This is a genomic window from Filomicrobium insigne, assembly GCF_900104305.1.
Taxonomy (GTDB): Bacteria; Pseudomonadota; Alphaproteobacteria; order Rhizobiales; family Hyphomicrobiaceae; genus Filomicrobium; species Filomicrobium insigne.
Genome location: NZ_FNJC01000002.1, coordinates 291,301 through 318,229, shown reverse-complemented (window position 1 = coordinate 318,229; position 26,929 = coordinate 291,301). Strand labels below are relative to the sequence as shown.

Sequence of the window (26,929 nt, the reverse complement as noted above, 5' to 3'; positions counted from 1 at the left end):
AAATCTAATGAAGGCTAGACCAGGAATATCGCCATACCGGCCAACAAAAGTACTAGAAGTACGACCATAATCTGGGTTGCACGGAGGAATGCGCGGTACGTACGCGCGTGCTCATTGTAGTCCATGTCCGGATGGCCACCCGCACCAGAAAGATCAATGCTCATTCTCATCCCCTCCTACTGGGTTCTACCTGCCGTATTACGGCGCTTTGGATCACTCGTCGCACGCGTTGGATTTCGCGTCACGCGATTGTACCGGCGCATGCCGGCCGATTGCCGCCAGTCCGCCGCTTTTTCGAGGTCTAGAGCGTTGGCGAGAAACAATCAAAGGGTTTTGTGATGTCCCGGTCTCAGTCGTGTGTCAAGCAAGGCTCAAGTATCGCTCAGTTGATGGCTTTTGGCATTTTTGTTGGTGCGTTGGCTGTCCGACCGGCGGTGGCTCTCGAAGAAACCGACGATGAAAAGGACGGCCGCAAAGCCTGCGAAGCCCAGATATGTCGGCTTATCGTTGATAAACCCAAGGAAAAGGGTGCTCTCAAGTGCGACCTTGGGAAGACGTGGGGCAAGGCTAAGATCAAAGAAGGCGCCGATTCAAAACAGATCAAATGGTCGTTTGGTGATGCGCGCTGCAAAGTGAGCGTGCGCATCCCGAAGCGAGTTATTGTTAAAGCCCTGACGCAGCCTAAGTTCACATTCGAAGCACGGCCGCATGTTGTGCATTGCGATGTGGAGACCGGAAACGGGATCGAGCCGGTACGCGCTGTTTTGAAGCCGAAGCTGAAGTTCGAGGGGGGGCGCGTGAAGAAGGCCTGGGTCGGATTGAAGGAGCTGGACGGTCCGACGCTGCTCAAGGGGCTCGTTTGGACGACAGCAAAGCTGGAAGATACGCTCGGGATCTTTCACAGCGAAATGGTCAAAGAGATCAATAAATTTGTCCACAAAACCTGCCCGGCGGACTACGGGCCTGAAAGTGAAAAGGACAAAAAGAAAAAGGGTAAGGACAAGAAGGCCAAAGATACTGAAAACGATACGAAGGTCGTAAAGAAACCCGACCCTGATAAGAGCGCTGAAAAGCCGGAAACATCTAAAGCGGATAGCAATGCGAAACCATCCAAGGAGGATGGAGGAAAATCCGAGGCGGAAGGGAAAGCCGCGTCTGACGCAACACCTAAAAAAGACTAGGAAATGGGTGTGCGCGTGTATGAAGGCGGCAGAAAAGACGCGATTTTGTCGCGATATAAATTTGAATAACAACGCCGTCACGCGACAGGCGATGGCTGCCATGTAAGTGGCAGGCCACTACAACGCGGACAACCATTCGAACGGGATCAGGCGCGGTCCGATGAGTCCATCAAAAGGTTTTCCCGGCCGAGCGCTTTGAAGGCCGTTTCCACGATGCCTGCCGCGGCCAGCCCAGCGTTCGCATACATTTGGTCAGGTTTGGCGTGATCGACGAAGATGTCGGGCATCACCATTGGCCGGACTTTCAGTCCACTGTCGAGCAGGCCGTTTTCGGCCAAGTGCTGCAACACGAAGCTGCCGAAACCACCAACGGAGCCTTCTTCAATAGTGATAAGCACTTCGTGATTGCGCGCGAGGTTATTCACGAGGTCTTTGTCAAGCGGTTTGGCAAAGCGTGCGTCGGCCACGGTGGCTGACAGGCCAAATGCTGCAAGCTGTTCGGCGGCTTTGAGAGATTCCGCGAGCCGTGTGCCGAGCGAAAGAATCGCAATCGTCGAGCCTTCGCGCAGGATGCGACCCTTGCCAATTTCGAGCGGTATGCCGCGCTCGGGAAGTTCAACGCCGACGCCGTCTCCGCGTGGGTAGCGGAAGGCAGAAGGCCGATCGTCGATTGTCACCGCGGTGGCGACCATGTGCTTAAGCTCGGCCTCGTCGGCTGCGGCCATGATGACGAACTCAGGCAAGCAGCCGAGGAACGCAATATCAAATGAGCCGGCATGGGTCGGACCGTCAGCGCCGACGAACCCTGCACGATCGATCGCAAAACGCACAGGCAACTTTTGGATCGCCACGTCGTGCACGACTTGGTCATACGCGCGCTGAAGGAACGTCGAATAAATCGCGGCGAAAGGTTTGAAGCCTTCTGTCGCCAGACCGGCGGCGAAGGTGACAGCGTGTTGCTCCGCGATGCCGACATCGAACATACGGTTCGGGAATTCTTCGCCGAACAGGTCCAATCCCGTTCCGGAAGGCATGGCCGCGGTAACAGCAACGATGCTTGGGTCTCTGCGTGCTTCCTCGACTAAGCTTTTGGCGAAGACCTTGGTGTAGCTCGGCGCGTTGGACTTCGGTTTGTCCTGTGCTCCGGTAATGACGTTGAACTTGCCAACGCCGTGGTACTTGTCCTCGGACTCCTCAGCCGGCGGGTAGCCTTTGCCCTTCTTGGTGACGACATGCACCAGGATTGGGCCCTGGCGTGCATCGCGCACGTTTTTCAGGACGGGGAGCAGCTGGCTCAGATCGTGACCGTCAATGGGGCCGACGTAATAAAAGCCGAGCTCCTCGAACCACATCCCACCCTGCCACAGGTGGCGGGTGTACTCCTCAACGCGCGCCGCGCGACGTTCCCAACTTTTTGGGAGACGTTTCGCCAACTGCTTGGCGATGTCACGCATGTAGAGGTAGGTGCCACTGGATGTGATGCGGGCGAGATACGATGATAGCGCGCCTGTAGGCGGCGCGATGGACATATCGTTGTCGTTGAGGATGACGATCAAGCGCTCGTCGCTGGCGCCGGCATTGTTGAGCGCCTCATAAGCCATGCCCGCCGACATCGCGCCGTCGCCGATAACGGCGATGACATTGTTATCTCTGCCTGCGAGATCCCGTCCCACGGCCATGCCGTGGCCGGCAGAAATCGACGTTGAGGAGTGGGCGGCGCCGAATGGGTCGTAAGGACTTTCATCGCGCTTGGTGAAACCGGACAGGCCGCCAGGTTGGCGCAGTGTGCGGATCTGGTCGCGGCGCCCGGTCAAAATCTTGTGGGGGTATGTCTGGTGACCAACGTCCCAGATGAGGCGGTCACGTGGCGTGTCGAATACCCAGTGGAGGGCAACGGTTAGCTCGATTACACCCAGTCCGGCACCCAGGTGGCCGCCGGTCACCGAGACGGCGTCGATTGTTTCCTGTCGGAGCTCGTCGGCGACCTGGTTGAGGTCGCTTTCTGGAAGCGCCCGTAGGTCCTCGGGGAACTTTATGAGATCGAGTAACGGTGTCGTTGGCACGCTCTTACTACGCTTCCTTGCTTAGTTTGCATTCAAACGGCCGGTTTAAAGCATTTGTACCGGCATAGCACGATAAGGTCTTTTAGGTTGCGATCTTTGCTAACGAGAAGCGGAGCGAGCGGATCGAGCCGGCTTTGCGTCGAACGGCCACACTATCTGTGCAGAGCGCAGATGAAAAGCACGTGGTCGTGAGCCGATCGCCGCGGACTTTCAAGCTCGGTTTATGTGGGATCGAGCGGCTCGGTGCCGGCCGGATTCCCGTTCGTGTCCAGAGTGATCTTCTCAACCTTCGCTTCCGCTTGCCGCAAAAGCTTGTCGCAGTGGGCTCTCAAAGCCTCTCCGCGTTCATATATCGTGATGGACTCTTCGAGTTCCACATCCCCGCGTTCCAGTCGGCCGACAATCGTTTCGAGCTCCTTGAGGGCACGCTCGAAGGTCATACTTGCAATGTCGGCTTGCGGCTCTGATTTCTGATTGGTGGTCATGGATGTCCGGTTGTTCGTCCTTAAACTTGGGGCGTTTTACGTTGATTCGGGAAAACGTCGTTTATTCAGCCGCGTCCATCAAGGTGCGAACGTGGACTGCGACGGAACGGGCGAGAGCTGTCAGATCATAGCCCCCTTCGAGAAGCGAAACGATCCGACCATCGCAATGGCGGTCAGCCGCTTCGGTGAGTTTCTCTGTAACCCACATAAAGTCGGCTTCCACGAGGCGCAAGCTCGCCAGCGGGTCGGCTTCATGGGCGTCGAAGCCCGCGGAAATGATGATCAGGTCCGGCGAGAAGTTCTTCAGTGCCGGGAGAATACGGCTTTCCATGGCTTCGCGGAATCGTTCGCCACCATCGCCACTGCGTAAAGGGGCGTTCCAGATATTGCCGACTCCGGTCTCCGAGAGCGCGCCCGTGCCTGGAAAAAGCGGCATCTGGTGCGTTGAGGAGAAGAACAGGTTTTTGTCGCTCCAGAAGATGTCCTGAGTGCCGTTGCCATGGTGGACATCGAAATCGACAACGGCGACGCGCTCAACGCCGTGTTTCTGGCGTGCATATTTCGCGGCGATCGCGGCATTGGCAAACAAGCAGAAGCCCATGGCCTTGTCCGTTTCGGCATGGTGGCCGCAAGGACGGACCTGACAGAAAGCGTTCTTGATGTCTGACGCTGGGTCCATCACTTCATCAACGGCCATTAAACCGGCTCCAACGGCCCGCAAAGCAGCTTCCCAACTTCCCGGCGACATCAGCGTATCGCCGTCGAGGTAGATGCGTCCTTCCCCCTCTCCGGGCCGCTGAGCGCGGATATGGGCCAAATAGCTCGTTGGGTGCGCCAAAAGGATTTGTTCTTCGACATCGTCGCGCATGGGGGCTTCTTTACGCGTCAAGTCGGTGAAGTACTCATGGGCGAGTACTTTATCGATCGCGCGCATGCGATCGGGACGCTCGGGGTGACCGGGGCCCGTATCGTGATTGAGAAACGAGGGGTGCGTAACGAGGAGTGTCGACATGTCGGCGAGCGCTGTCCTTTGAGGAACCTGTTCGTTTGGCGGGCGAGGCTTCAGGCCATGCTAGACTAAAATTACGTCCAACGCGAAGAAAGCCAGTCGTTTCGACCTTTCTAGGCTTTGGTTCCTAGCTTTGAAAGTATGGCGGCGGGGGCGATGTTCACCCCGGGCGGCGGCAAGGATCTGGCCGGTACAAAGAAATCCGGAGCGAGCATCTGGCCTGGCGTAACGCTGTAACCTTCGAAATCCGTTACATTGCCCGTTTCGTATAGAAACGTGTCGTCGATCAGGAAGTTGCCGGTGAATTCCGAGGCCGGCTGAGAGAAGATCAGGTGAGCTGCATCCGCCAAAATGTCCGGGGTGCGGCTCATATTGATCAATTGGTCGCCTCCGAGAACGTTGCGGATGGCAGCGGTCGCGATGGTGGTGCGCGGCCACAGGGCGTTGACTGCGATCCCATCGGGCGCCAGTTCGCGCGCCAGCCCGAGAACCGCTAAGCTCATGCCATACTTGGCTATGGAATAGCCAACATGCCCGGCAAACCACTGCGGCTGCATGTCAAGCGGTGGCGATAACATCAGCACATGCGGATTGGCAGCAAGCTTGAGGTGGGGCAAGCAAGCTTTAGTGACGAGCAATGTCCCGCGCGTGTTGATGGCGTACATGAGATCGAGACGCTTTGCCTCGGTCTCCGCAAGCGGTGTTAGCGAGATCGCCGACGCGTTATTTACGCAAATGTCGATGCCGCCGAAGGTTTTCGCGGTGCGCGCGACGGCTTCCTCGATCTGCTCTTCACTGCGGATGTCGCATTGGATCGCCAAGGCTTTGCCACCTGCCTTTTCGATTTCTTCAGCGGCTGAGAAGATCGTGCCTTCGAGTTTCGGATGGGGCTCAGCCGTTTTGGCGGCAATGGCAACGTTGGCACCATCGCGTGCTGCCCGTAACGCGATCGCCAAGCCGATGCCACGGCTGGCGCCCGTTACAAATAATGTCTTGGAATGGAGGTTTGCCATGGCTCGTCTCTAGGATCACATCCGCCCCATTTGTTATTGCGGAGCATGGGTTGCTATTGGGCGTCGCCGGTTCGCCTGAAGCCGAATATCCAGGTCAGAATGCGCCAGGGCAAAGTTACGATGGCCCAAAGCTGCTGTATTATACTCACGAGAGCCGCGGGCACGCCAACGAGGGGCATAAACGCAATCAAAAACACCACCAGTTTCAAGATCCGCGTCGCATAGTAGCCCGCGGTGTTTGCAAAGCTTTCCCGCTTCATTTTTGGCCAGACACGGGCCCACCAGTCTCGGACGACATTAAACCCAATCAGTCCGGCGACTAGGCTGAAGAGATAAGCGAACTGGATCGTAGAGGGAATGTTCGGGATGATGCGCAGGTCCAGTTCCGTTTGCCGTTCCCGTGAGTTTACGTGTGCTTCGACCGCGGCGGTGGCGACATTTCCTGTCACGTTTGAAACCACCTCTCCAAGGATGTCGCCGAACATATCTTGCGTGCCGGGGGTGTGATCGTATGGAACGGCATCGATCCGAATGCGTGATGAACTCTGTTTGGTTGCAGAGAGCTCAAGCTTTCCATGCTGGGCGCCGAGGGCATCAAGAAAGTCAGCGTATGTGGCTCGTTTCAGTGCGTCGCGCAGGCCGCTCACCTCTATTGATTGCCAGAACCAGTTGCGGCTGCCTGGCTGTGCGGGAGACGACGTTGCGAGCACGACGAGATTGATGTCGTTTGCTGCGGCTGCCGACTTCAAATTCTCCAGCGGAATGTTGCGTGAGATGCCCGAGATCGGTTTCACGTTGAGCATGTTGCCCTCGACGCGCCCCGTGACGACGACCGTCTGCCCCCGCAATGCATCAAGGCTTGTGATGACGTGATTGGGATCTATAGGTTCGACTAGAACCGATCGTCCGGCTTTGTCGAATTTTCGTGATGCCGCTAAAGTGCGTGGGCCGGCTTCCGTCATGGACAGAATGCGCACGTCGGCTTTCGACAGGTTCCGGGAGAGCTGCCAAATCGCTTCCTTGAACAGCGTTCGGTCCTGCGCTTCGAGTACGACGTTGGGGCGAACTTCAACTAGGGCGGAATCCTTTGGCCCCACCCGGCGCAACACAGGATAGGCTTTTCCATCCACCACGACATGGAGCTTTGCCTTTTCGGGCAAGTCTCGAAGCAGTTGGCGCTGGGTGAAGAGCGTTTCTTCGGACAGATAGAGTGCGAGTCCCGGGCTGCTGCCTGCCAGTTCCGGGGCGAGTGCGGGGACAACACGGGTCATCTCGTCGGCGTTTCCGGCCGTGAAGATTTCGCCCTTGCGATTGACAAATTTCCAGTGGCCTTCGGGTGTCGCGTGGGTCGCGAGCGCGACACTTCCGGGTGCGTGGGGGAGTTTTGAGACGACGGACGCGGCGTCATCGAGGGACGTCACGGCGAGCTTGCTCCCGATGCGGCCGGCGTCGACGCCAGCGTCACCGGCCTCCTTCAAGAGCTTGGTCAGCCAGTTGGCGCCGGCGTGATTGACGGATGCCGTTAACACGAGGCCGATGACCATGACTAGGCTCACAAAGTGTTTCAGGCGCTTCAATCTCATCCCGCTAGCCATATTCCTCTCTCTCCCTCAGGCTAGCACTTCCGTTGGGCTATTTTCAGCCGAATGATTGTTACTTTAAGAAATTTGGCGGCCGTTTTTGTGTGAATGTTGTCAGCGCTTCAACAGTTTCGGGTGCTTTGAGGCGCTCAGCGAAGTGTTCGGCTTCCTCTCGGATGCGATTTTGGACGGTGGTTGGATTTCCCCGGAGCAGGCGGCGAGATATCGCGAGCGCGTGAGGAGGCTTTGCCGCCAGGCCCGCAGCTGCTGCGAGCGCTGCCTGTTCCAGTTCATCCGGCGGCACGACGGCATTGATGAGACCTGCTTCGCGCATTCGTTCAGAAGAGAAGGGTTTGCCAAGAACGAGAAGTTCGAATGCACGCGCGTAGCCCAGCTGCAGTGGTCCGAGCAAACTTGATCCTGCTTCGGGTACGAGACCCAAATCAACAAAGGGGGTTGAAAAGGTGGCACGGTCGCTGGCGAACACCAGATCGCAATGGAACAGCAATGTGGTTCCGATGCCCACCGCGAGTCCGTCAACGGCTGCGAGCAGCGGTTTGCGGATGTGGGGCAGGAGGTGAATGAAGCGCAGTACCTCGGCCATGGCGTCATCGCGGTTCTCATCGGTCTTCAAGAAATCCGTCAGGTCGTTGCCTGCCGAGAACGTGCCTTCGCTGCCGACGATGACATGGACCCTGACATCGTCCGACGCATCGCCGTGTTCCAAGGCGTCAGAAAGAGCGCGATACATTTCTGCATTGATCGCGTTCTTCTTCTCTGGCCGTGAGAGACGCAGCACCTGGACGTGATTTGTAACCTGACCTTCGACGAGTTTGCTCATGCGGAGAGCGCGGTCGGTTCAAGGCCGAGCACAGCATCGCTTCCTGCTGTAACGGTCAATGCGAGACCCGGGGCTGTTGTCGCGATCTGTTCGGCGAAGAAGCGCGCGATTGCGACAGGGGGGGAACTTTGAGTGCCATCACGCGCAGCGGCTAACGCGCCTTTTGCAAGATAACACCCGCCTGCGGTGATCCCAAATAAGCGTAAATACGTCGTGGCACCGGCGAGGGCTTTCTGCGGATCCTGGCCAAGCTGTTCGCCCATCCAGATGGAGGCTTCCGTCAGCGCGGTGACGGCTTCCTCCAGCCGCTTTGCCATGGCGCCGAATTCGGGCTGGTTCGATGCGGATACGGCTTCCACGATCTGTTTGAGTTCAGCGAGATACGCTTTCATGACGCGGCCTTCGCCGAGCGGCAATTTGCGGGTGACGAGGTCGATTGCCTGGATACCGTTAGTGCCCTCATAGATCGGCAGGATTCGTGCATCACGGTAATACTGCGCGGCGCCCGTCTCCTCGATGAATCCCATGCCGCCATGAACCTGCACTCCAAGTGAAGCGACTTCGCAGCCAATATCGGTCGAAAATGCTTTGGCCACGGGGGTGAGCAATGCTGCGCGTGCGGCGGCCTGCTCGCGCTCTTCTGGCGTTGCTGCGCGATTGGACAAATCGAATTCGCGCGCGGTGACGAGGCAGATCGCGCGGGACGCCTGCGTCATGGCCTTCATGGCCAGGAGCATTCGACGTATGTCGGCATGCTGGATGATGGGGACCATCTCATCGCGATTTTGCGGACTGCGGCCCTGTCGACGTTCCTCTGCGTAGGCAACGGCATGTTGGGTCGCGCGTTCTGCGACGGCGACGCCCTGAACGCCAACGGCGAGGCGTGCGGCATTCATCATAATGAACATGCAATTGAGGCCGCGGTTCTCATCCCCGACGAGGAAGCCAATCGCACCATCCTGTTCGCCGAATGTCATGACGCACGTCGGGCTGCCGTGAATGCCAAGCTTGTGTTCCAAGCCGGTGCAGGTGACGTCATTGCGTTCACCGAGTGATCCGTCGTCATTGACGATGAACTTCGGTACGAGGAACAGAGAGATCCCGCGTGTGCCAGGGGGCGCATCAGGCAATCGCGCAAGGACAAGATGAATGATGTTGCCGCTCAGCTCATGTTCGCCGTACGTGATGAAGATCTTTGTGCCGAAGATACGGTACGTGCCGTCGTCTTGGGGAACTGCGCGCGTTTTTATGCCAGCCAGATCGGACCCAGCTTGCGGTTCGGTCAGGTTCATGGTTCCGGTCCATTCCCCTGAAACGAGTTTGGGTAGATAGGTTTCCTTCAGCACATCAGAGCCGCCAGCCTCAAGAGCTCCGATGGCGCCCTGGGTCAGCAGAGGGCAGAGACCGAAGGATAGGTTGGCGGCATTCCAGATCTCGCTTACCGCCATGGAGACGATCTCCGGCAGGCCTTGGCCCCCATATTGTTGAGGCCCTGGCAAGGCGCTCCAGCCTGCGGCCGTGAACTGCTGATAGGCTTCGTTCCAGCCCGGTGGCGTCGTGACTTTTCCGCCATTCAAAGCGCTCGGCTTATGGTCCCCTTCGCTGTTAAGGGGCGAGAGAACCTCCGAACCGAAACGGCCCGCCTCCTCCATGATTGCGCGGATCGTGTCGGCATCGAGATCATCATAGAAATTGCGCTCAATGAGGTCATCCAGACCGACTGCCGACTTGAGGACGTGCATGATGTCGTCTACTGGAGCCTGATAGGTCATGGGCAGCCTCATGGAGTGGTATGGATATCGCCGTGTCGGCGACGTGTCTTGCCGCGAGCTTATTCGCAATGACCGGATCGGCAAGACTGGAGGCGGAGCTGTGGGACAATTTAGTCGATGAATATCGAGAAGGCCGACGCACAGGCCGTGGCAAAAGCGGGTGCCGTGCTCCGCGCGGGTGGGCTTGTGGCGTTTCCGACCGAGACCGTCTACGGACTTGGCGCAGATGCAACGCAAGCTCATGCTGTCGCCGCCATTTTTGCTACGAAGGGCAGGCCTCGGTTTAATCCGCTGATTGTGCACGCGGTGGATGTCGCCACGGTAGAACGCTACGCAATAATGACGCCTGTCGCGAAGGTCTTGGCCGCGGCGTTCTGGCCAGGTCCGCTGACGCTGGTACTTCAACGGCGCGCGGACAGCGGCCTTTCCGACCTTGTGAGCGCCGGTATGGATACGGTTGCCATTCGCGTACCGGGCCATCCGCTTGCGACGGCTCTTCTTGCGGAGGCTCAAGTTCCCGTTGCGGCGCCTTCTGCCAATCGGTCGGGGCGGGTTAGTCCGACGTGCGCAGCGCATGTTGCAGCGGATCTTGGTGATGACGTCGATCTGATCCTGGACGGCGGGCCTGCAACGGTCGGACTTGAGTCTACCATCGTCGATTGTTCTGGAGAGGTTGTTCGACTGCTCCGCCCTGGGGCGATTGCTACCGATCTTATTGAGGAAACGATTGGGTCGCCGATCTCGCGGGTCGAGGGCGCAACGGAAACGCCGACGTCGCCCGGCCAGTTGGAGAGCCATTACGCGCCGGCTGCTCGGGTTCGACTCAATGTGGAGCGACCCGAAAAGGGTGAGGCGCTGTTGGCGTTCGGCCCCAACGTGCCCGAACATAACGGGCTAGTATTAAATTTGAGCGCGCGTGGAGATCTCACGGAGGCGGCCGTGCGATTATTCGCGAGCCTGAGAGAACTCGACCAGCCCGGGGTCTCAGCTATCGCTGTGATGCCTATTCCCGATACCGGCTTGGGTGAGGCCATCAATGACCGGTTGACACGAGCCGCTGCGCCGCGACCGAGGGTGTGATGCTCAATCGCTACGTCGACGATGCACTGTCCTTGATGGCGCGTAGTTCTTCTTCGGTTTGCTTTACCGGGTTTGGCCAGCTTGCCGCGAGCCAGTCCTTTGTGCCGAACAGCCAATACCAGAAGCGATTTCGGCGATGATCGCGTTCCAGCGCTGCGCGATGTAGATCGTCGACGCGTTGAGACATGCGGTGAAGCTGCGCGACCGGGGCCTCGTTGCTGGCGTCGATACGCGCGAGGCGGGTTTCGATCGTTTGGACATGTTCAACGCTTGCGGAACGGAAGGCCTGGATGGCCATAGCCAGCGTGTGCTGGTTCTCATTCAGCGTCATGATGGCCTGATGCACTTCATCAAGCTTGAGCAGGTCAGCTTGGCGTGTGTCATCGATTGGCTGTGTCTGCCGCGAGAGTAGTGTCTCTATGGCTTCGAGACGCTGGGCATTTTTTTCGCGGAGTGCCTGCGCGGCTTCGCGGCTTGTCGTAAGTCCGGCGAGGCTGCTTTCAATTACCGATAGAACGTGGGCTCGAGCTTCCAATTGGGTGTTGGTTGCGGCATTGGCCCGTTCTTCTGCTTCTGAAAGCTTTGCGACTAAGGTCGCTTCGAGTGCATCAATCCGCGTGGCCGTATCGGTGTCGCTGCTCAGGCTCAGGAAGGCGGATTCGATTTCGCCAAGCCGGTCTTCTATTGGGCCCAGGTCAACGCCTGTGTCGCGGTTATCAGCGATGCGATTTTCGACAGATGCCAATCGCGCGGAAACGGCTGAGAGCGACCGTCCTGACTCGCCGGTTTCTTCTCGCACCACTTGTTCCAGTGCATCAAGGCGGGTGGCAATCTTTTCAAAGATACTTTCAATAACTGTAGATGACGCACCGGACGTTGGTGGGTTTCCGAGGTCTCGTTGCAGTTTTTTGAAGGTAGACGTGAGATTGTCGCGGTCTTTTGCGAGGTCGTCGCTCAACGTCTGGATCATGCGTACGAGAGCGTCCAGGCGTGCATTTTGTGTGTTGTCGTTGAGCGGTTGGGGGATGTTGTAGCGAACCGCGCTGGCGGACGGAAAATGCTCGTCTGGATAACTTGGTCGCGCTGGGCGGCGTGGACGCTCCCGCGGCGTCGAATAATCGTTGTAGTCCGGCTCGAAGGCAGATGAGCGCGAGCGATAGTAGTCGCGATTGTTGACCAAGCTAAAGCGATGGAGGAGGTCGAGGCCTGGAAGATCCGGTCGCAGATCAACGAAGACCTGTAGGAGATCGGCAACGCCCGCCGGGCTCTTCCGGCGGAAGGCCAAGTGTGCTGCGGTTCGGAGCGCGTCTTCAAGGGCTGGCTGGCGCCGCGGCGCGCTGTCTTCTCCGTCCAATCCAACGGGAAGCTCGACAGCTATAACGATGCCACACTCGCGGCGAAGGCTGGCCACCCTGATGCGATAGCTTTCCAGAACTTCAGCGGCTTCTTCGACGCGGGTCAGGGCGTAGAGCAGATGCTCGATACGCACTTCGCCCGAGCGGTGGGCGAGCGCGATTTCATAGGCGTGGTTACAACAGGTGAGCAGGAGGTCATCGACCCATATCGGACCGTGGCCGTCAGGTGGGGATGCAAGAGGATCCAAAATCGCGTCGGGGCCGGCTGTGTCAGAGTCGCCTTCACCTCGACCACTCCAGGTTCGCGTCGTGCGCAAATCCAGGTCTTCGCCTCTGTAGCCCATACTCACTCTCCCGATACGCGGGGTTCTGCTCGCTTACATCAAGCAATGCGCCCTATGGCCATCGCTCTAATCGCCCTGAACTCACTCGGTAAATTGCGCGTCTGGGCCGTGGCAGATTAACCGCACTCGAATTGGGAAGCGAGGGGGCAGACAGTATTCGCAATTGATTTGTTCAATTTACCAAGCAGGTGTGGCGAATGTGGCGGTGCCAAGCGGGCTGCGTCCTTACAATAACGTGTCAGGCATGTTGCGCTGGACTTCAGGAAAGTCGTTCCTGGGATTGTTCAGGTCTTTGGAAACGGGCGTAATCTCCAGAGACCTATCAGGAAGCGGACTTAGCAGCTTTTTGGCTTCCTGAGACCGGCCTGAACGACAATCGAGCCACTCATCGAATTGATCGGGCGTAAGAATGACCGGCATACGTTCGTGGATTGCCGCCATTTCGGCATTGGCCGTTGTGGTCAGAATGGCCATCGTTTCCAGTTCGCTGCCATCGGCGCCCAGCCAATGTTCCCAAAGCCCGGCGAGAGCAATGAGCCCGCCGTTTTTTGGTTTGATCAGGTGGGGTTGTTTGGCACCAGCGCGTCCGGTCCATTCGTAAAATCCGTCAGCAGGCACAAGGCAGCGGCGGTGACGGAGGGCGCTGCGGAATGACGGTTTTACGTCTGCGGTTTCGGCGCGCGCATTGATGAGCATTGCAAAGTTCATCGGGTCCTTGACCCAGGGTGGGATCAACCCCCACCGAACCAATGCCAATTCCCGCTGACCGCGCAGGCCATGACGGACAATCGCGACCGGTTGCGACGGCGCGATATTATAGCGGGGTGGAAAACCTGCATCGTTCGCATAACCAAAAAGGGTCCGAACAGCTTCAGGCGGTGATGTCAGAGTATAGCGTGAACACATGGTTTCGTATGGTAGAGTCGCATTAGAAAAATACCATGCCTGCTGCGATTGCGTCGGGTCAAGGAACGTAGGCTAGAGCGCATGTCGGTGCCGCAGAGAAAAGTCGTTTTGGCGGCTAGTGCCGTTATTTTCGAGGGCGGATCGGTTTTGCTCGTCGAGCGTGCGCATCCGCCTGCTGCAGGGTATTGGAGTTTTCCCGGTGGTCATATTTGTGCCGGGGAGGCCCCTCAGGCTGCGGCTATCCGCGAAGTTCGCGAAGAAACCGGTCTGGAACCTGAGATTTTGGGGTGCTTCTGTGAGCGTGAGATTGAAAGCCTCGGGCCGGATGGAAGCCGATCGACTACATATCAGCTCAGCGTGTTTGCGGGTGTGATAAGGGCTGGAGCAGTGCCGGTTGCGGCGAGCGATGCTGCGCAAGCTAGGTTCGTTCCCTTTGCCGAACTCGAACAGTATCGTCTGACGAGCGGAGCGGAGTATGTGATTCGGTCAGCGTGGGCGTATTTGTATGACGAAGTGCTTCAGGCGGGATTACGCTGCGGGGAAAGGTGATCCGACTTCATGGAGGGACAAACGCAAGTGATGAGGTGGCGCTTACGGAGTGCGGCGATCCTTCTTGCTCTCGGTGTTGTTGGGTCGGTGGGCTTTGGGACACACGCAGCGGAAGTGAAACCTTATGACGACAAGCTGATGAGGCTGTCCGAAATACTGGGTGCGGTGCACTATCTGCGCGAGTTATGTGGCGCCGGAGAGGATCAGCTCTGGCGAGACAAGATGCGTGATCTCATTAATGCTGAAGGTTCGAGCGCGCTCCGCCGCGCACAGCTAACGCGCAGTTTCAATAAAGGCTACAATAGTTACAGCCGCACTTATAATGCTTGCACTCAGTCAGCGAAGACGGCTGTTGATCGCTTTCTTGTTGAGGGCGTGGAGCTCTCGGAGAGCCTTGTGAAAGCTTATCCCTAACACGTCGCTTGGTCATCAGCATGGGCGGTTTCTACATCAGCGGTTTACAATGAATTGTTTTGCCAACTCCCGCCGACAAAGCGGCGTGCTACAGCCATACGAATGTCGGTCGCGCAGCTCCGTGTGCTCGCGGTCCGGTCATTGCGACGGTTAGGGGAGCCGTTTGCCAATTGCAGTAACGGGAGTACACAAGCATGCCGACAGCAGAATGGACTGACCCAAGTATCGATACAAGTGATGATACCGTGCGGGCATTGCAGCTAATTCTGACTGCGTGGGACGAGGGTGAGGAAAGCGGGGTTGCCCCCGAACTGATGGCTTACGCAGCTATCTTTGCTGCGATGACAGATCTCGTAACCTTGTTTGGCGAAGATGCGGTCGCAAAAATGGCCGGATCACTGGAACAACGTGTCAAGCTCGGCGAGTTCACGCTTCGCCAATCACGCCACTAATGAATTAGCGCGGTTATCAATTTAAAGACGATCTCGCCGATCAAAACGAGGCCGAATCCCATGAGTAGGATCCCGGCCCAGAGGTTGATGCGCGTGAGATGCTCTGGCTTGAAAATGTTACGTATTCGGCCGACCATGTAAGAGAGCCCGATCCACCAGGACAGGGAGCCAAGCATGACGGAGCCGACCATCAGAAAGGCCTCGCCGGGGCCGCGGACTTCGACGAACGTGCTCGCGCCGCCAAAGATGGCGAAGAGACCTAGGACGGCGCCTGGATTCGTTACCGTCAGAAGAAACGTTTTCGGGATATCCCAGACGTAGTTGCGCAGGGGACCGCCATTGGGCGCGCCGTTCTGGGGGCGTGTATAAGGTGGCGCATGTGCGTAAAGCCGCCAACCAAAATACAGTAGCACCAAGCCGCCGATGATCTGGATTGCCGCGCGATGGTAATCGACGACGCCGGTAATTGCGCCGACGCCCAACGCTGCGAATAGCGCAATCAGACCGTCGCCCAGCATTGCGCCGATGCCGGCAATGATTCCCGCGGCCATACCATGGGCAAGTGTGCGCTGAATGCACAACACATTGACCGGTCCCACCGGAGCGGCCACAAGAATGCCAATGAACATTCCGATCGGGATGATTAGCGGATTTGGGATAAAGCTCATTGGGTGGGCCACCGAGGAACGCCACAGTGGCAGTGCGCGTGTGCGGGTATACTGTCGGTTGCCACGGAGCGTAGGCGCGAAGCCGTCACACTTAAGTGGGGGAGTAGTTGATTATGTGCAGATCTATGTCGCGTTCTTCCAAGAATGTTAGTGCCTGTCGTGTAATCCCTCAATCGCTGTTCCTCCCGATATTGGCCGCCCAGTCCCCCTGGCGTAGGTTTCGACGGCTATTCCTAGTTGGGCTGTCTAGCATTGTCTATTGTGCGGGCCTTACGGCGGGCGTATTGGCGGAACCTACAGCGGGCGTCGCGGCGTCTCAGAAGGCCGAGATGCCACAGTCCGAGGGGGAGAAAAAGCCAGAGTTAGTGCGTGTTCCTTTGGGGGAGTTGCCCATTGCCGTGCAAGAAATGCGGGATGCGATCCTTGCAGGTGTAGTCCGCGGCGATTTTGACGAACTCAGAACGGCTATCGAATGGAACGAGCTGCGTCCGGACTTTGGTCTGGATGCGAACAGTGATCCGATCGCATATTGGAAGGCGAACATGGCCGGGGACGGGATTGAGATCCTCTCGATACTTGGCGAAATACTGCAAGGGCCGCCCGCGAAGCTTCCTATCGGGCCGGATCTTGAAAACAATGCGGTCTACGTTTGGCCCTACATGTCGGAGAAGCCGCCCGCTCAATTCACGCCGGGTGAAAAAGTTGAACTTTATAGGATGGTTGGTCCAGAGCAGGCTTCAGCAATCATCAAATCTGGCAAATGGACGTGGTATCGCCTTGCCATTGGGGCTGATGGCACGTGGCACACTTTTGCACAACATGACTAAAACTGTCTACGCCCGATCTCTCATGGGCAAGTAATCAATCTATATTTGCTTGAGCGCTCAAGATGCGGATACCGATCAATTTTTTGGGATCGGAACGTTCCTTGCGGGCATGGCATTTTCCCCCCATCTTTATGCAGGTTGTCGGTCATCGGAGGGAGGCTTGTCTGCGCTCTGTCGAGATCGGCGCAACGAGTAAGATGGAGAGTTCCCGTGCTGCAACGCCGTTTCGCAATTGCTGCGATCGCAGGATTCGCATTTAGTTCTCCGGTAGCGGCCCAATCCGGCATCACGTGGGAGAATGGCCAGCCGATTTTTCACTCATCTCCGCAGTATCAGGGTGCATATCAGCCGCCCAGATATAATTCGTACGGCGGGTATGGTGGGTATTACGACGACTATTATGGCGAACCGCGCCCAAAACGGCGACCTTCAAATGAGGTCCGTTCCGGGGGCGCGCGCCCACACATAGCCGCCAAGGCTCCACAGACGACTTCTTTCGTCAGTGATGAAGAGCCTGGCACCGTGATTATCGATACCAAGGCGCGAAAGCTCTACTACGTGCTGTCGCCGACTGCGGCCTACACCTATCCCATATCAGTGGGCCGGGAAGGCTTCTCGTGGACGGGTACCGAGCAGGTCAGCCGTGTTGCGGCTTGGCCAGATTGGCACCCACCGGCTGACATGCGGAAGCGCCAGCCCGAATTGCCGAAAAAGATGCTTGGCGGGTTGCGTAACCCGCTTGGCGCAAAAGCGATCTATCTTGGTAATACGCTTTATCGAATTCACGGGACCAATGACGCGAAGTCCATTGGGCGGGCGGCTTCATCAGGCTGCTTCCGCATGATGAACTCGCATGTGATGCATCTCGCGACGTTGGTCGGTGTCGGGACGACGGTAAAGGTCGTTAAGCATTGGCCGCCTTCCGGGAAAGGCGTCGTTGCCGTCGACAATCCTGGTGGTCCGTCCTAACGGACCACCACGTTCGGGCAAGGTTCAATCGCAGCGAGTCTTAAACGCGCTGCGGTTTCACTCTGACGCCCGGAGCAGGCCGTTCCAGTAGAACTTCACGACGGAAGCTGAAGAGTTTGGCGGGACGCCCACCGGTCCGCGTCTTCATTTGACCTGTCGGTTCGACGAGGCCGGCGCTTTCGACGAGGCGTCGGAAGTTTTGCTTGTGCAGATGTGGGCCAAGAATAGCTTCCACAGTTTTCTGCAATTCGAAGAGCGTGAACTCGTCGGGCATCAGTTCGAAGATGACCGGCCGATATTTAATTTTTGCGCGTACACGACCGATCGCTGTTGCCAGTATACGGCGGTGATCAAAACGCATCGGACTGCCGAGCGTCCGCTCGGGCACGTTCATCAGCGACGCTGCCTCGGGGCGATCCCTATGAGCTTCGGCAAGGAGCCCAGCTTCGTAGAGGAGTTCGAGGCGCTCCAGAACTTTTTCTTCGTCCCAGGCAACGCCATCAAAACCGAAGCATACGCGTATGCGTTGATTGCGGTCGAGCGGACGAGCCGATGATGGTCTGCCCTGGTTGCTTTGGGCCCATCGGCGGAGTTCCGGTTCCATGACACTGTCGAGAATTTCAGGGCGGCCTTTGCGCCAATCCTCCCAAGGGAAAAAATGATACCAGCTTCGCCAGGTTCCAGACTGAAGACCTTCCGCCTGGAGTGCGCGCGTTAAGGCGAGATAGCCGATGGATACGACAGGAGGTCTTGTGTCGCCGACCTGTGCGTGCCGGCCTCGATCCCCGAACGTGTACAGCTGTTCGACATAACCGAGTTCCAGGCCTGTTTGATCTGCGACCCACGAGCGCAAACCGATTTCTAACGTTCTGTGATCGATGGGTGAAAATGGTCCAAATGGCAAACCTTCTGTTGCTCCGGCAGCGTCGGCCGCGTCTTTGACCGTCAACACAACGGGCTCATCGTTCGTGACGGCGATGATAGCTGCGTTGAGTTCGATCTCGACGGTCGACTGCTCCAGGTGCATCGAGGTTCGCAAGGGACCCCTCGGTACCGAGGTGGGCATCTCTGGGTGGCGCAGGTTTGCCTGAGACGTCATATGAGGCTCTCCGATGCGGTCTCTCGCATTCTTGTGATTGGGTCGAGCTAGAGGCCGATCATGGCGTTTTTCAGAACAGGTGTTTTGTACAAAATGATGCTAACTCGCTGATCATGCGAGTGTTCCCAAATTGTGCCTTAGTTCGTCGTGGCGGTATTCGCTCGATACCGCGGTATGTTTATGGCGCCGACTTGTCGTTTTGTAGGACTAAGTTGCGCAGTACAACGCAGATATGCTGTCAGCTCAGCGTGGCGTTGGATGCTTCGATAATAGTGCAAAACGGCGCAGGAAAAGATCTTGTGCTTCGGCGGCAGGGAAAGGTGTGAGTTTTTCCAGACGCATGCGTAGAGCCGCGGAAATACCGCTGGGCTTTCCAAAAAATCTCACCGCTTCGTTTCGCTCAAAGCCAGCAAGAACCGTTGCTTCGAAATAGGCCGCGATCCGATCAGCAGATTTTATTTCCGTGGCGACTTCGTCCGGTAAATTTGGTGGTAAGCCAAAGCGAAGGTGAATAGCTTCGTTCAATCTTATCTCAAAAGCTTTGTAGTCGAGACCGATCGCGGTCTTGAAGGGGCTAATGAGGTCGCCGACAACGTATTCTTGCGCATCATGGAGCAATGTCGCCAGCTTCCATGCGGATGACCACTTTGGATTTCGATTGGTGGCGATCTCTTCGACGATCAGCACATGCTGGGCTACCGATAGCGCGTGGTCTCCGATGGTCTGACCATTCCAACGCGCGACGCGGGCGAGACCATGGGCGATATCCTCGATCTCGATATCCAATGGTGAGGGGTCGAGGAGATCCAGCCGACGGCCTGAAAGCATGCGCTGCCAAGCGCGTGGAGGCGGTTGAGAGCTGCGTGAGATCGCGGTCTTCGCTGTTGGGGTTTTCTTGGGCTGTTTTGGGGTCATTCGTGTGCAGGCTAGCGGTTCTTGCTGTTGAGGGCGCGTTGTAGCTTCGCGCAGGGTGCATGCCGATGGCAGGAGACAAGGTGGTCGTTGACCATGCCCACCGACTGCATGAACGCGTAGACGGTCGTTGGGCCAACGAAGCGAAACCCTTCGGTTTTCAGTGCCTTCGAAATGCGTTTCGAGATATCGGTCTGCGCTGGGACATCTCCGAACTCGGTGTGTTTGTTGATGATCGGCTTTCCGTCGACGAATCCCCAAAGGAAATCCGACAAGCTCTGTCGGCGGCTTAATTCAAGGTACGCCCTTGCATTGGATATCGTGGCTTCAATCTTGCTGCGGTTCCGGACAATTCCTGCGTCGGCCATCAGGCGGCTAATGTCCGAGGATCCGTATGCGGCGATCTTCTTGGCGTCGAAGTCATCGAAGGCGGTCCTAAAGTTCTGTCGCTTCCTCAAAATGGTCAGCCAGGAGAGGCCGGCCTGAAAGCCCTCCAGTACAAGCTTTTCGAAAAGCTCACGGTCGCCGAACTTCGGTACACCCCACTCTTCGTCGTGGTAGCGTGTATATTCTGCGTCTTCGATGCCGACCCAAGGACAGCGCGTTGTTTGTTTCGCCATTTCAGCTTTAATCCGCAGAGGCCGCAATTTTGAACGTTGCCCAATCGGGAAGATCGATACGGATGTGGGTATTGCCTGAAAGCAAGGGTTCGCCCTTGCTAGCGGCCTCTGCCGCGCGGTCGATGCGCAAGAGTGCCAGGGCACGGTTGCCCGACGTGCTCGCCAGGGTCCCAATTGCCGCCGTGCCTGCGCGCACTTCTGAACCCGGATCAGGCAGATAGCCGTCAGCGACGACAGGTACGATACGCTTACGCGCTGTCCCCCGGTGCTGCATTCGTGAGACGACTTCCTGGCCCACGAAGCAGCCTTTCGAGAAGGACACGCCGTTGAGTTGGTCGAATAGCGCTTCGTGGGGAAACGCGTCGCCGAACTCGTAGTCTTTACCGCCTTCAGGAACGCCGAGTGTGATGCGATGTGCATCGTAATCTTCTCGGGGAGCCGGGTCTGCTCCGATCTCGGCTGGTATTTTGTCGTTTGCGAGCGTCAAGAGGGCCCGGAAGCCAAGCGTGGGCAGACGCGGGTCGAGGAACGCGATGACCGAACCATCCTTGGGCATTGCGTCAATGCCGTCGTCCCAGATCGCTGTGACCGTATATTCTGCGGAGCAGTCGGTTATCTCGACATTTGACCTTAGTTTGTAAAGGTTAAGCCGCTGTATTAACGCTGGGATTTGGCTACGTGTAACTTCCAGAATGTAGCCGCCTTCGATTTTGGTAACGAAGAAATCGAACAGGATTTTTCCTTGCGGCGTTAGCAGGCCGGCATATATCGCCTGCTGGGTCGCCAGGAGACCCATATCGTTGGTGACGATGCCCTGCAGGAACGTCTGTGCGTCACGTCCGACAATGCTGACGACGCCCCGATCGGGTAGGAAGGCAGACTTTAATTTAGCCATGGTATGTCCAGGGTTGCGGTAATCTAGCAGTTTACGTATGCGGGAGGACGGATCGGGGCAAGTCGGATGCTCTCAATCTTCCATTTATATCGCGGTCTCAGGAGAAGCGCATGCCAGCAATATACGATGTCGTTGTGCGAGGGGGCACCGTCGTCAACCACGACGGCGAGAGCGTGCGCGACATCGGTATACGCGACGGGGGGATTGTCGAACTCGGTTCGATAGCGGCTGATGCCGCTGGCGAGGTGATCGACGCAAAGGGGCTCACGATTCTCCCTGGTGTTATTGACACACAGGTGCATTTCCGAGAGCCGGGTCTAACGCACAAGGAAGATCTTGAGACGGGTAGCCGCGCGGCCGTGATGGGCGGAGTGACTGCCGTCTTCGAGATGCCAAACACCAATCCCCTGACGACAAGTGCCGAGGCCTTGGCTGATAAGGTTTCGCGCGCGCGCCACCGGATGTTTTGCGACTTTGCTTTCTTCGTCGGTGGAACACGGGAAAATATCGAAGATATTCCTGTGCTTGAGCGATTGCCGGGTTCTGCGGGCATCAAAGTCTTTATGGGCTCCTCGACGGGCAACCTCCTGGTCGAAGACGATCCTTCGCTTGATGACATTATTGCCAAACTCAGCCGGCGCGCGTCGTTTCATGCTGAAGACGAGATGCGGCTCAACGAACGCAAGGATCTCAGGCTGGCAGGTGATCCGAGTTCGCACCCTGTCTGGCGAGATCCGGAAGCCGCTTTGATGGCGACTAAGCGACTTGTCGCGTTAGCGGAGAAGCACAAAAAACGCGTGCATGTGCTCCATATTTCGACGGCCGATGAAATGGCTTTTTTGGCAGACCATAAGGAATGGGCGAGTGTCGAAGTCACACCGCATCATCTGACATTGGTTGCGCCTGATTGTTATGAGCGTCTTGGTACGTATGCGCAGATGAACCCACCGGTGCGGGACGATACGCACAGACAAGGGTTGTGGCGGGGGTTGGCATCCGGTGTCGTTGATGTGCTGGGGTCAGATCACGCCCCGCATGCTCGCGAGGAGAAGGATCACGCCTACCCCGCGTCGCATTCCGGCATGACAGGCGTGCAGACTTTGGTTCCCATGATGTTGGATCATGTGAACGCAGGGCGTTTGTCGCTGCAACGTTTCGTTGATCTGACGAGCCATGGTCCGCAACGTCTTTTCGGAATTCGTGGAAAGGGCCGGATTGCAGTTGGATACGATGCCGACCTAACAATCGTCGACATGAAGCGGCGGGAGACAATCCGGAACGATTGGATCGAAAGCCGGTGCGGTTGGACGCCCTATGATGGCGTGACGGTCACGGGTTGGCCCGTCGGCACGATCGTGCGCGGACATCGCGCCATGTGGGAAGGGGAGCTTGCTCCTGCCGCATCCGGCGAAGCTGTACGCTTCTACGAAGGCTAGCCTCGTTTATCGAGCGATGGGGCTTTCAGAAGCGATTGCGCACGTGACAGCGTATCCGCTTCGCTGACGGGCTTGTCCCAGCGTATGCGCGCGATGCGGGGAAAGCGCATCGCGATGCCGGATTTGTGTCGCGTTGATTTCTGCAGTGCGTCGAAAGCAACCTCGAGCACAAGTTTGGGGGAGACAGCGCGCACGGGACCGAAGCGGTCGGTCGTGTTCGATCTGATGAAGCGATCCAGTTCCAAAAGCTCTGCGTCGGTGAAACCCGAGTAGGCTTTTCCCACGGGGACGAGTTCTGCTCCGTCGTCGGGGGCGTCCCGCCAGACGCCGAACGTGTAATCGGAATAGTACGATGACCGTTTGCCGGAGCCGCGCTGCGCGTACATCAGGACACAATCGAGGGTGAGGGGGGCTCGCTTCCATTTCCACCAATGGCCCCGGGGGCGTCCGGAAAGGTAGGGGCTGTCCTTGCGCTTCAGCATCAATCCCTCGATGCCTTCGGCGCGCGTGTTCTGCCAGAGGTGGGTGAGTTCATCGAAGGTGTTGAAGGGGACGAGCGGGCTCAGGTCTGTCGACAATGGTGGATGCGCTCGATGCCAGTGCTCAAGACGTTTGCGTCGTTCGATGAGCGGCAGGTCGCGCAGATCTTTTTCGTCGATTTGGAGTGAATCGTACAGGCGGATGTGTGCCGGGTAGTCGCGCACCATGCGCGCTGAGACCGTCTTGCGATTGAGGCGTTGCTGGAGATCGTTGAAGGGGGCGACTTCATCCTCGCGGACAACCAATAGCTCGCCGTCCAGAATACAGTTTCGCCCAGTAAAGGCTGTCACAATGTCGGGAAAGCCTGCAGAGATGTCATCGCCGGTTCGGGAGAAGAGACGGACCTCTCCCATCTGGGCTGCGACTTGAACGCGGATTCCATCCCACTTCCATTCTGCGAGCAGATCGTCGGGATCAAGTTTCGTGCGGTCTTCGTCCTCGATCGGGTGTGCGAGCATCATCGGGCGGAAGACGGGACGTCCGCCCGGGTCGGGGCGTGGTCCATCGCCGTTTAGCCAGTCGAACAATGCGAGGTAGGGAGCGTCAACTGCGTGCCAGGATTCCTCGATTTCAGAAACGGGCTGCTCGAAGGCTTGGGCTAATGCGAGTTTTGCCAAGCGCGCTGATACGCCAACACGCGGGGCGCCACCGAGGAGTTTGAGAAGTGCAAAACGGCTGGACGGTTCAAGCGCGTCAAGCAGCCCTTTCAGGATTTCTGCGTGGCTCGAGTTGGGTGCGGTCGCGAACGCAGTGACAACGGAGTCAAGAGTTACTCTCGCACCATCGCGTTGGTATTCCGGCCGATCCGGCCATAGCAGTGCGACCGTTTCGGCCGTGTCGCCAACGTAGTCCCGCGACAAGTGATACAGGACCGGATCGACTATATCGGCCAGGATTTCTGGTAGGATCCGCCTTAGTGGGACCCGCAGAGGGAGCCCATCCGTTAGTGCGGCGAGTGCCCAGCCTCTGTCGGGGTCTGAGGTGGTCAGAAAGTAATCCGTCAGCAGAGACAGTTTGCGGTTGCGGCTTTGCGTGAAGGCAAGGCTGTCAACGAGGTTGGCAAAACGCTGCATATGCCCCCTACTCCGCTTCGTCCTCGAAGCCAACCAAGGCGAGCGCCTTGGCCTTGACCCCCATTTGAGACAATTGATGCACGAGGGCGTCATCGCGTCCGTGCGTGACCCAGATTTCCGCGGCGCCGGTTTCTCTGATGGTTCCGATCAATTCCGGCCAATCCGCATGGTCAGATATGACAAGCGGCAGTTCGACGCCGCGTTGCCGGGCCCGCGCACGGATCCGCATCCAGCCACTGGCGAAGGCTGATACCGAATCGGGAAAGCGACGCGACCAGCGATCTCCGAGCGCAGATGGCGGGCACATAATGATGCCTTGTGCGGTACCGCCCGGTTTTTCCGTATCGACGACGCGTAAGTCGCCGAGATCGTGGCCTAGGTCCTTATAGAGATCGCAGAGGCTGATGAGGGCGCCGTGCAGCCATATCGGATCATCGTAGCCTTCTTCACGCAGGAGCTTGATTACCCGCTGGCATTTGCCCAGGCCATAAACGCCTACAAGGTGCGGCCGGTCGGGTTCCAAGCGCAGGGATGCCAGCAATCGCTGAATTTCCTTTTGCGCTACTTCATGACGGAATACCGGAAGTGCGAAGGTCGCTTCGGTGACGAAAACATCGCAGTTTATGGGCTCGAACGCTTCGCACGTCGGGTCTGGGCTGCGCTTATAGTCTCCCGAAATAGCAATGCGACTTCCTTGATACTCGAGTACGACTTGGGCGGATCCCAATATGTGGCCCGCGGGCACGAGTTTCAGGTCGAGACCATTGATACGGTGTGTTTCGCCGTATGCGACCGTTTCGAACCGGCCGACGGCATCGGGACCGTAGCGGAGGCGCATGATCGCTGCGGTTTCGCTCGTTGTCAGAACAGCGTCATGGCCTGCACGGGCGTGATCGGCGTGACCATGGGTGATGACGGCGCGCGGAGTGGGGAGATGGGGATCGATGAAGAAATCGCCGGGTTCGCAATACAGACCCGCGTCCGTTGGATAAAGCCAACGTTCTGCGATGTGAGCCGAGTGTGTCATTACCGAGGGACCAAGTTTGCGTATCAGGCGTCTTGGCTCACTAAACGCGTGAGAGATGCCGGTGGTTCGGTAATCTTGAAACGGATCTTTAGGCGATGATGTCGGGCAGTAACTGATCTTCGATGACTTGGATGCGATCCTTGATTGCGAGTTTTCTCCGTTTCAGCCGTTTGATCAGAAGTTGATCGACCGCAGCCGAGCTTTCGAGCTCAACGATTTCCTCGTCGAGTGCCCGATGTTGCTCTCTCAACTGCACAAGTTCCTCGCGGAGTTCTCGTTCGCGTTCCCGCTGCATTTCACCACGCCGCTTGAGTTTGCCGCCATCAAACACGGCGCGCGCAATATTGTCGCGTTTGCACGATTTCGCAAGCCGTGAACGCGGTTTCTGAGGGGGACCCGAGGCTAGCTAAAGCAGCAATCCGGTTGGGGATAATGTAGGTGCCACCTCCCTTTCGGCGTATTTCGATAGAGACGGGCAAAACTGTTTAACGGCAATTAACGGGAGCGGTAGGGTGGACATAGACAACATGTCACCTATCTGTCACGATAACCATGCCTGAAACCTCAAACGGAGGGTCACGATGTCGCTTGAAGGTCATCTCGCTGAGCTCACAGAGAAGCACCGCCTGCTCGACCGACAGATAAGTGATGAATTGGGGAGACCAGGGTCTGATGACCTGCAGATCAGACGCCTCAAGCGCGAAAAACTGAAGATCAAGGAAGAGATCGAGCGTTTAAAACACGTTACACGCCATTGAAGTTCGAAGCCCCTGTGCGATGCGCCGGGGCTTTCTATTTTTTGCGGATGAACTGATGCGGGGTAATGGTTGCATCGGTTGAATTTCGCTATCGTGCGGTGAGGCGAAGCTGGCCGACATGTAGCGCGTAGCGTCACGTGGGTTCGTTGTGCCTGACGACTGCCCGGTGTGATCGGCTGGCGCTTGCAATCGCTGTGTAATTCGGAATGCTCCTTCAAGAGCGCGCTGTTGATTCGTGGCGCGCGTCAGATGGATCTTGAGGGATGCCCGCACCCAATCCAGTTCGACAAAGAGCGGCTCGCGATAAGCTTGCCGGCCTGTTCGCACACCCATCCAGTGTCTTCATCATTCACTATGCTTGTCAGAGTTTCGATGCGGAAGAGGCGCTGGGGTCACCGTGTGTTACAGCCATAGCGGCTCGGCATCTGGAAAGCGGTGAGACTAGCGTCTTTTCGATTCATATCGAGGCCGAGCTACGAAGGCTTGGTCCGATCCAGGTTCTGAGTCGGATCGAAGAGCTCGAATGCGCGATGCTTGCCAAGTTTTTCGATTTTCTGGCGACCAATCGCATGATGCGGTTCGTGCACTGGAATATGCGCGATGCGATGTACGGTTTTGCCGCTGTCGAACATCGCTATCGGGTGCTCGGGCGAGAACCGTTCTGCTTGCCTGAATCGCAAAAGCTCGATTTGGCTCGCCTTCTTATTGATATGTACGGCAGCGCTTATGTCGAGCGGCCTTATCTGGAAGGGCTTGCGATACGGAATGATCTCGCACTTCAAGGCTTTCTGTCCGGCCCGATCGAAGCAGAGGCATTCGAGCGGGGCAACTATGCGCTCGTTCAGCGTTCTGTGTTGGCCAAGGTGCGGTTGCAGTTCGATATCCTGCATCTTGCCCACGATCGGACGCTAAAGACACGCGCGAATTGGTGGACGCTGAACACGGCGCGCTTGCGAGAGGCCGTTGAGCTGTTTGAGGACAACCCAGTGAAAGCTCTGGCGGGCCTTGGCTTTGCGGGATTAAGCGCGGGGTTTCTGGTTATCTGGCGGCTGTTCTAGAGA

General features: G+C 57.4%; 28 protein-coding genes. 10 read left to right on the top strand and 18 right to left on the bottom strand.

Translation table 11 applies throughout. The features are described 5' to 3' along the window. Positions 1-14 precede the first annotated feature (14 nt). Complete coding sequence (locus tag BLS30_RS07485; RefSeq protein WP_139165303.1) at positions 15-164, bottom strand: aa3-type cytochrome c oxidase subunit IV; 150 nt, start codon at positions 162-164, stop codon at positions 15-17. A gap of 174 nt (positions 165-338) precedes the next feature. Here BLS30_RS07485 and BLS30_RS07480 point away from each other — a divergent pair, with 174 nt between their 5' ends. Then, a complete protein-coding gene (locus BLS30_RS07480) occupies positions 339-1,181 on the top strand; it encodes a hypothetical protein (RefSeq protein WP_090227806.1) in 843 nt (280 codons plus the stop codon). 146 nt (positions 1,182-1,327) lie between these two features. Here BLS30_RS07480 and dxs read toward each other — a convergent pair whose 3' ends face one another. From dxs to BLS30_RS07445, 7 genes are all read right to left on the bottom strand, one after another. Next, complete coding sequence (dxs, locus tag BLS30_RS07475) at positions 1,328-3,244, bottom strand: 1-deoxy-D-xylulose-5-phosphate synthase (protein ID WP_046475345.1); 1,917 nt, start codon at positions 3,242-3,244, stop codon at positions 1,328-1,330. A gap of 221 nt (positions 3,245-3,465) precedes the next feature. Next, positions 3,466-3,729: an exodeoxyribonuclease VII small subunit gene (locus BLS30_RS07470; protein ID WP_046475349.1), complete on the bottom strand. Its 264-nt coding sequence runs from the start codon at positions 3,727-3,729 to the stop codon at positions 3,466-3,468. Between the two features lie 61 nt (positions 3,730-3,790). Next, entirely contained in the window at positions 3,791-4,741 is a 951-nt protein-coding gene (locus BLS30_RS07465; protein ID WP_046475352.1) for a histone deacetylase family protein, read from the bottom strand. 110 nt (positions 4,742-4,851) lie between these two features. Then, positions 4,852-5,751: an SDR family oxidoreductase gene (locus BLS30_RS07460; RefSeq protein ID WP_046475355.1), complete on the bottom strand. Its 900-nt coding sequence runs from the start codon at positions 5,749-5,751 to the stop codon at positions 4,852-4,854. A gap of 53 nt (positions 5,752-5,804) precedes the next feature. Then, positions 5,805-7,334, bottom strand: coding sequence for a hypothetical protein (locus tag BLS30_RS07455; protein ID WP_139165302.1), 1,530 nt, complete (start codon positions 7,332-7,334; stop codon positions 5,805-5,807). Between the two features lie 70 nt (positions 7,335-7,404). After that, positions 7,405-8,172 (bottom strand): crotonase/enoyl-CoA hydratase family protein, encoded by a 768-nt coding sequence (locus tag BLS30_RS07450; protein ID WP_090227800.1) that lies wholly within the window; start codon positions 8,170-8,172, stop codon positions 7,405-7,407. Next, entirely contained in the window at positions 8,169-9,944 is a 1,776-nt protein-coding gene (locus BLS30_RS07445) for an acyl-CoA dehydrogenase family protein (protein WP_090227796.1), read from the bottom strand. Before BLS30_RS07445 ends, BLS30_RS07450 begins: the two co-directional genes overlap by 4 nt. Before the next feature lie 117 nt (positions 9,945-10,061). On the opposite strand from BLS30_RS07445, the gene BLS30_RS07440 reads away from it, so the two are divergent. Beyond that, positions 10,062-11,024, top strand: a complete 963-nt coding sequence (locus tag BLS30_RS07440; protein WP_046475369.1) for an L-threonylcarbamoyladenylate synthase — start codon at positions 10,062-10,064, stop codon at positions 11,022-11,024. A gap of 10 nt (positions 11,025-11,034) precedes the next feature. On the opposite strand, the gene BLS30_RS07435 is transcribed toward BLS30_RS07440, so the two are convergent. Together BLS30_RS07435 and BLS30_RS07430 are read right to left on the bottom strand one after the other, a co-directional pair. Then, positions 11,035-12,723, bottom strand: coding sequence for a Clp protease N-terminal domain-containing protein (locus BLS30_RS07435; RefSeq protein ID WP_090227795.1), 1,689 nt, complete (start codon positions 12,721-12,723; stop codon positions 11,035-11,037). A 225-nt stretch (positions 12,724-12,948) separates the two neighbouring features. Next, on the bottom strand, positions 12,949-13,629 hold the full coding sequence (locus BLS30_RS07430) for an SOS response-associated peptidase (RefSeq protein ID WP_090227792.1): 681 nt from the start codon (positions 13,627-13,629) through the stop codon (positions 12,949-12,951). Between the two features lie 81 nt (positions 13,630-13,710). On the opposite strand from BLS30_RS07430, the gene BLS30_RS07425 reads away from it, so the two are divergent. The 3 genes from BLS30_RS07425 (at position 13,711) to BLS30_RS07415 (ending at position 15,044) form a co-directional block, all read left to right on the top strand. Then, positions 13,711-14,178 carry an NUDIX hydrolase gene (locus BLS30_RS07425; RefSeq protein ID WP_090227789.1) on the top strand — a complete coding sequence of 156 codons (468 nt, stop codon included), beginning with the start codon at positions 13,711-13,713 and terminating at the stop codon, positions 14,176-14,178. 30 nt (positions 14,179-14,208) lie between these two features. Beyond that, the gene (locus BLS30_RS07420) at positions 14,209-14,592 is read left to right on the top strand and encodes a TIGR02301 family protein (protein WP_244512389.1); all 384 of its coding nucleotides are present in this window, start codon (positions 14,209-14,211) and stop codon (positions 14,590-14,592) included. Positions 14,593-14,786: 194 nt separating this feature from the next. Continuing rightward, the gene (locus tag BLS30_RS07415) at positions 14,787-15,044 is read left to right on the top strand and encodes a hypothetical protein (protein WP_046475385.1); all 258 of its coding nucleotides are present in this window, start codon (positions 14,787-14,789) and stop codon (positions 15,042-15,044) included. Here the strand turns inward: BLS30_RS07415 and BLS30_RS07410 are convergent. Continuing rightward, the gene (locus BLS30_RS07410; protein WP_046475389.1) at positions 15,041-15,712 is read right to left on the bottom strand and encodes a LysE family translocator; all 672 of its coding nucleotides are present in this window, start codon (positions 15,710-15,712) and stop codon (positions 15,041-15,043) included. The genes BLS30_RS07415 and BLS30_RS07410 overlap by 4 nt on opposite strands. Positions 15,713-15,996: 284 nt before the next feature. Here BLS30_RS07410 and BLS30_RS07405 point away from each other — a divergent pair, with 284 nt between their 5' ends. Both BLS30_RS07405 and BLS30_RS07400 read left to right on the top strand, forming a co-directional pair. Next, positions 15,997-16,539, top strand: a complete 543-nt coding sequence (locus BLS30_RS07405; RefSeq protein WP_052743581.1) for a hypothetical protein — start codon at positions 15,997-15,999, stop codon at positions 16,537-16,539. Between the two features lie 210 nt (positions 16,540-16,749). Next, entirely contained in the window at positions 16,750-17,508 is a 759-nt protein-coding gene (locus tag BLS30_RS07400) for a L,D-transpeptidase (protein ID WP_046475392.1), read from the top strand. 40 nt (positions 17,509-17,548) lie between these two features. Here BLS30_RS07400 and BLS30_RS07395 read toward each other — a convergent pair whose 3' ends face one another. The 4 genes from BLS30_RS07395 to ygfZ all read right to left on the bottom strand — a co-directional run bounded on the left by BLS30_RS07395 (position 17,549) and on the right by ygfZ (position 21,034). Beyond that, on the bottom strand, positions 17,549-18,574 hold the full coding sequence (locus tag BLS30_RS07395; protein ID WP_244512410.1) for an NUDIX hydrolase: 1,026 nt from the start codon (positions 18,572-18,574) through the stop codon (positions 17,549-17,551). 276 nt (positions 18,575-18,850) lie between these two features. Then, positions 18,851-19,435 (bottom strand): HD domain-containing protein, encoded by a 585-nt coding sequence (locus tag BLS30_RS07390; RefSeq protein WP_046479751.1) that lies wholly within the window; start codon positions 19,433-19,435, stop codon positions 18,851-18,853. 98 nt (positions 19,436-19,533) lie between these two features. Further along, positions 19,534-20,139, bottom strand: a complete 606-nt coding sequence (locus BLS30_RS07385) for a DNA-3-methyladenine glycosylase I (protein ID WP_046475399.1) — start codon at positions 20,137-20,139, stop codon at positions 19,534-19,536. Between the two features lie 7 nt (positions 20,140-20,146). After that, entirely contained in the window at positions 20,147-21,034 is an 888-nt protein-coding gene (gene ygfZ, locus BLS30_RS07380) for a CAF17-like 4Fe-4S cluster assembly/insertion protein YgfZ (RefSeq protein ID WP_090227780.1), read from the bottom strand. A gap of 110 nt (positions 21,035-21,144) precedes the next feature. Here ygfZ and BLS30_RS07375 point away from each other — a divergent pair, with 110 nt between their 5' ends. Beyond that, positions 21,145-22,470 carry a dihydroorotase gene (locus BLS30_RS07375; RefSeq protein ID WP_090227777.1) on the top strand — a complete coding sequence of 442 codons (1,326 nt, stop codon included), beginning with the start codon at positions 21,145-21,147 and terminating at the stop codon, positions 22,468-22,470. Here BLS30_RS07375 and BLS30_RS07370 read toward each other — a convergent pair. The 3 genes from BLS30_RS07370 to BLS30_RS07360 all read right to left on the bottom strand — a co-directional run bounded on the left by BLS30_RS07370 (position 22,467) and on the right by BLS30_RS07360 (position 25,405). Then, complete coding sequence (locus BLS30_RS07370; protein WP_046475409.1) at positions 22,467-24,083, bottom strand: cisplatin damage response ATP-dependent DNA ligase; 1,617 nt, start codon at positions 24,081-24,083, stop codon at positions 22,467-22,469. The two genes, BLS30_RS07375 and BLS30_RS07370, sit on opposite strands and share 4 nt — an antisense overlap. Positions 24,084-24,090: 7 nt before the next feature. Further along, a complete protein-coding gene (locus tag BLS30_RS07365; RefSeq protein ID WP_090227774.1) occupies positions 24,091-25,110 on the bottom strand; it encodes a ligase-associated DNA damage response exonuclease in 1,020 nt (339 codons plus the stop codon). Positions 25,111-25,198: 88 nt separating this feature from the next. Further along, on the bottom strand, positions 25,199-25,405 hold the full coding sequence (locus BLS30_RS07360) for a YdcH family protein (protein ID WP_046479752.1): 207 nt from the start codon (positions 25,403-25,405) through the stop codon (positions 25,199-25,201). A gap of 286 nt (positions 25,406-25,691) precedes the next feature. Between BLS30_RS07360 and BLS30_RS07355 the strand changes: the two genes are divergently transcribed. Together BLS30_RS07355 and BLS30_RS07350 are read left to right on the top strand one after the other, a co-directional pair. After that, positions 25,692-25,868 (top strand): YdcH family protein, encoded by a 177-nt coding sequence (locus BLS30_RS07355; RefSeq protein WP_076605261.1) that lies wholly within the window; start codon positions 25,692-25,694, stop codon positions 25,866-25,868. Positions 25,869-26,131: 263 nt separating this feature from the next. Then, a complete protein-coding gene (locus tag BLS30_RS07350) occupies positions 26,132-26,926 on the top strand; it encodes a hypothetical protein (RefSeq protein WP_046475419.1) in 795 nt (264 codons plus the stop codon). Positions 26,927-26,929: the final 3 nt, after the last annotated feature.

What these genes read in the sequence shown, in the direction of transcription:
- BLS30_RS07365 (WP_090227774.1), bottom strand. Translation starts at nt 25,110, where the DNA reads ATGACACACTCGGCTCACATCGCAGAACGTTGGCTTTATCCAACGGAC.
- BLS30_RS07415 (WP_046475385.1), top strand. Translation starts at nt 14,787, where the DNA reads ATGCCGACAGCAGAATGGACTGACCCAAGTATCGATACAAGTGATGAT.
- BLS30_RS07420 (WP_244512389.1), top strand. Translation starts at nt 14,209, where the DNA reads ATGAGGTGGCGCTTACGGAGTGCGGCGATCCTTCTTGCTCTCGGTGTT.
- BLS30_RS07455 (WP_139165302.1), bottom strand. Translation starts at nt 7,334, where the DNA reads ATGAGATTGAAGCGCCTGAAACACTTTGTGAGCCTAGTCATGGTCATC.
- BLS30_RS07480 (WP_090227806.1), top strand. Translation starts at nt 339, where the DNA reads ATGTCCCGGTCTCAGTCGTGTGTCAAGCAAGGCTCAAGTATCGCTCAG.
- BLS30_RS07395 (WP_244512410.1), bottom strand. Translation starts at nt 18,574, where the DNA reads ATGCCCACCTCGGTACCGAGGGGTCCCTTGCGAACCTCGATGCACCTG.
- BLS30_RS07425 (WP_090227789.1), top strand. Translation starts at nt 13,711, where the DNA reads ATGTCGGTGCCGCAGAGAAAAGTCGTTTTGGCGGCTAGTGCCGTTATT.
- BLS30_RS07385 (WP_046475399.1), bottom strand. Translation starts at nt 20,139, where the DNA reads ATGGCGAAACAAACAACGCGCTGTCCTTGGGTCGGCATCGAAGACGCA.
- BLS30_RS07470 (WP_046475349.1), bottom strand. Translation starts at nt 3,729, where the DNA reads ATGACCACCAATCAGAAATCAGAGCCGCAAGCCGACATTGCAAGTATG.
- BLS30_RS07450 (WP_090227800.1), bottom strand. Translation starts at nt 8,172, where the DNA reads ATGAGCAAACTCGTCGAAGGTCAGGTTACAAATCACGTCCAGGTGCTG.
- BLS30_RS07460 (WP_046475355.1), bottom strand. Translation starts at nt 5,751, where the DNA reads ATGGCAAACCTCCATTCCAAGACATTATTTGTAACGGGCGCCAGCCGT.
- BLS30_RS07350 (WP_046475419.1), top strand. Translation starts at nt 26,132, where the DNA reads ATGCCCGCACCCAATCCAGTTCGACAAAGAGCGGCTCGCGATAAGCTT.
- BLS30_RS07360 (WP_046479752.1), bottom strand. Translation starts at nt 25,405, where the DNA reads ATGCAGCGGGAACGCGAACGAGAACTCCGCGAGGAACTTGTGCAGTTG.
- BLS30_RS07375 (WP_090227777.1), top strand. Translation starts at nt 21,145, where the DNA reads ATGCCAGCAATATACGATGTCGTTGTGCGAGGGGGCACCGTCGTCAAC.
- BLS30_RS07465 (WP_046475352.1), bottom strand. Translation starts at nt 4,741, where the DNA reads ATGTCGACACTCCTCGTTACGCACCCCTCGTTTCTCAATCACGATACG.
- BLS30_RS07410 (WP_046475389.1), bottom strand. Translation starts at nt 15,712, where the DNA reads ATGAGCTTTATCCCAAATCCGCTAATCATCCCGATCGGAATGTTCATT.
- BLS30_RS07355 (WP_076605261.1), top strand. Translation starts at nt 25,692, where the DNA reads ATGTCGCTTGAAGGTCATCTCGCTGAGCTCACAGAGAAGCACCGCCTG.
- BLS30_RS07440 (WP_046475369.1), top strand. Translation starts at nt 10,062, where the DNA reads ATGAATATCGAGAAGGCCGACGCACAGGCCGTGGCAAAAGCGGGTGCC.
- BLS30_RS07370 (WP_046475409.1), bottom strand. Translation starts at nt 24,083, where the DNA reads ATGCAGCGTTTTGCCAACCTCGTTGACAGCCTTGCCTTCACGCAAAGC.
- ygfZ (WP_090227780.1), bottom strand. Translation starts at nt 21,034, where the DNA reads ATGGCTAAATTAAAGTCTGCCTTCCTACCCGATCGGGGCGTCGTCAGC.
- BLS30_RS07485 (WP_139165303.1), bottom strand. Translation starts at nt 164, where the DNA reads ATGAGCATTGATCTTTCTGGTGCGGGTGGCCATCCGGACATGGACTAC.
- BLS30_RS07390 (WP_046479751.1), bottom strand. Translation starts at nt 19,435, where the DNA reads ATGCTTTCAGGCCGTCGGCTGGATCTCCTCGACCCCTCACCATTGGAT.
- BLS30_RS07445 (WP_090227796.1), bottom strand. Translation starts at nt 9,944, where the DNA reads ATGACCTATCAGGCTCCAGTAGACGACATCATGCACGTCCTCAAGTCG.
- BLS30_RS07435 (WP_090227795.1), bottom strand. Translation starts at nt 12,723, where the DNA reads ATGGGCTACAGAGGCGAAGACCTGGATTTGCGCACGACGCGAACCTGG.
- BLS30_RS07430 (WP_090227792.1), bottom strand. Translation starts at nt 13,629, where the DNA reads ATGTGTTCACGCTATACTCTGACATCACCGCCTGAAGCTGTTCGGACC.